The sequence below is a fragment of the Pseudomonas sp. P5_B2 genome (genome assembly GCF_056400445.1).
In genome coordinates, this window is record NZ_JBFULH010000639.1 from 1 (window position 1) to 2,244 (window position 2,244).

General features: G+C 57.6%; 3 protein-coding genes. 1 reads left to right on the forward strand and 2 read right to left on the reverse strand.

The genetic code is table 11. The features are described from left to right. Positions 1-339 (forward strand): NAD-dependent epimerase/dehydratase family protein (locus tag AC1DRJ_RS25050; protein WP_477804525.1); only part of this gene is annotated, 339 nt, incomplete at its 5' end. A gap of 73 nt (positions 340-412) precedes the next feature. Here AC1DRJ_RS25050 and AC1DRJ_RS25055 read toward each other — a convergent pair. Beyond that, positions 413-805 (reverse strand): VanZ family protein, encoded by a 393-nt coding sequence (locus AC1DRJ_RS25055; protein ID WP_477804526.1) that lies wholly within the window; start codon positions 803-805, stop codon positions 413-415. Continuing rightward, on the reverse strand, positions 802-2,244 hold a 1,443-nt coding region (locus AC1DRJ_RS25060; RefSeq protein WP_477804527.1), incomplete at its 5' end, for a YjbH domain-containing protein. The genes AC1DRJ_RS25060 and AC1DRJ_RS25055, both read right to left, overlap by 4 nt.

The window sequence follows — 2,244 nt, forward strand, 5'->3', positions numbered from 1 at the left end:
GGTCTGCCTATCACCATTTTTGGCGATGGTGAGCAAACTCGCGATTTCGTTTATGTGGAAGATTTAGTTGGTGTGTTAGCGCAGGCGATAGAAGCGCCGCAGGTCGAAGTAGGCGCAATTAACGTAGGCATGAATAATGCTACCACACTCAAGCAGATGCTCGGCGCGTTGGCTGAAGTTCTGGGAGAACTGCCGCCTGTTAGTCATAGTCCGGCGCGTTCGGGGGATATTCGCCATTCACGAGCGAACAACCAGCGGCTGCTTGAGAGATTCGAGATGGCTGAACCAACAGCGATGAGTGTTGGATTAGCAAGATTGCTGGGGCGTCAGGTTTGTTGAACTGCTAAAAAAGAAGTACGGTGAGTCTGGCCGCGTTGCCTGTCAACGCGGCCAGCCTTAACCAAGAACTTGATTAACTCTCTAATGTACTTACCGGGGAGCGCTTCTTGAGCTTCGCATTCTGGCGACCACGCCACACCAGAATAGCCACCACACCGCACAAAACCCCCGTGGCATTAGCGGCCATGTCACCCCAGGACGCGCTGCGCAGCGGTTGAAAGCTTTGTTCAAGCTCGATGACCATCGAACCCAGCAGCGGCCACAACAGCAACCAGAACAGCCGGGTTCTGGGGAAAGCCAGATAGGCACTGAAAGTCACGCAAAAGAACCCTGCCCAATGATGCAGCTTGTCCTGTTCATTAAACGCCTGAGGCACCGGCTCGTTGCGCAAGCCGGCATAGCACAACACCAGCAAGATCACGAAAAAAGCCAGCTTGGGCAAGACACGCATCATCGACTGCTTCATTCGGTAATCTTGTAGAAGTTGTTGTGGAAGAGGTCGATGTTGCGACGCTCCGTCAGGGAGTACAGCGAGTAGCTGCGGGAAAGTGCGGCACCGCCGTCACGAGTCAGCGGTGACCAGACCATATTGGCCCGACCGGTCGTGGACTTGACCATCATTTCGTCGAAGGGTATCGAGAAGTAGATGCCTTTACCAAAACTACCTTCGCCATATTCTTCCTTGGTGGCATCGGTGACCGTCACCCAGCCACCGAACCGCACGCCATTGTTGAACTCGCGGGACAGGTCCAGGGTGACCCCAATATCCTTGGCCAGGTAGCGCCCGACACTTAGGGCGCCGAGGATATCCTCGAATGAGCTGCGGTAGTAAAGGGTGGCATTGCCCGTGATCGTATTGTAGTCACGCAGGCCGAAGCCTTGATTGAAATCGCGCTGCTGGACCCAGTTCGTGTCCACACCCACGGCCCAGCGTTCGCCCATCGGACGGTACAGCGCTTCAGCGCCGACGCCGGCGAACATCGACTCCAGATAGCCGCCATAGAGCATGCCATAAAGGTCTTCGTCCAGCTGTTTGACCTTGTTCACCTGGAAGGAGGGCATGGTGACTTCCGAATCCGTCATGTATCGGCGCAAGTCGGTTCGCACACGAGGCAGGCCGCTGGGCGCGTCGTACTTGAACTTGTCGAAGTTGTTCGCCAGGTTTGCGCTCAGGGTACCGCTCCACCACAAGTCAGGCTGGAATCGGTACTCGGCGGTCAGGTCTGCACTGAACTGGTACAGCAGGAACCCGTCGGGCCCGCCCATGTTCTGCTTGTAGCCCAGGCCTACGCCATAGCTGAACGGATCGAGCTTGCGTTCGTACAGGGTCTTTTCCTGATGCGGCAGCGGCACGGTCATCTCGGTGACCCGGCGCAGGTCTTCCAGCGGACGGTCCTCTTGGACCACCTCACGGAAGGTATCCCGTGGCAGGCTGACTTCCTCGATCGGCAGGCTGTAGCGCGTGTCGACCACGGTGAACCAGTCGATCTTTTCGTCGACGCTGTTGTCCAGAATGCGCGAGGCCCGGCCTACCGCCTTGGGCGTATAGAAATAGCGGTCCTGCTCGCCATAGACGACCAGTTCTGTATCGCGCTGGGTGATGCGCTGCACCCGATAGCCCGCGTTGTTGCGCAAACGCTCGGCGACGCCAGCCCATTGCACATCTTCGGGAGCGACTGTCGGTTTGAATTCCGGCACGGCTTCGGGCTTCGGGTCGAAGCTCTTGACGGGAGCCTTGCGCGTCGCAAAGTTGGTGTGCAGGGTGATGCCGAACATGGCGGTATTGCCGCGTTCCCAGGCGGCACTCAGGTCGACCGAATCGCCGGCTTTGAAGACGAAGCCGAGGTTGATTGGGGAGTCCTGAACCTGGTTGTTGTTCTGGGGCTCGTGCTGGTAGTCGTTGCC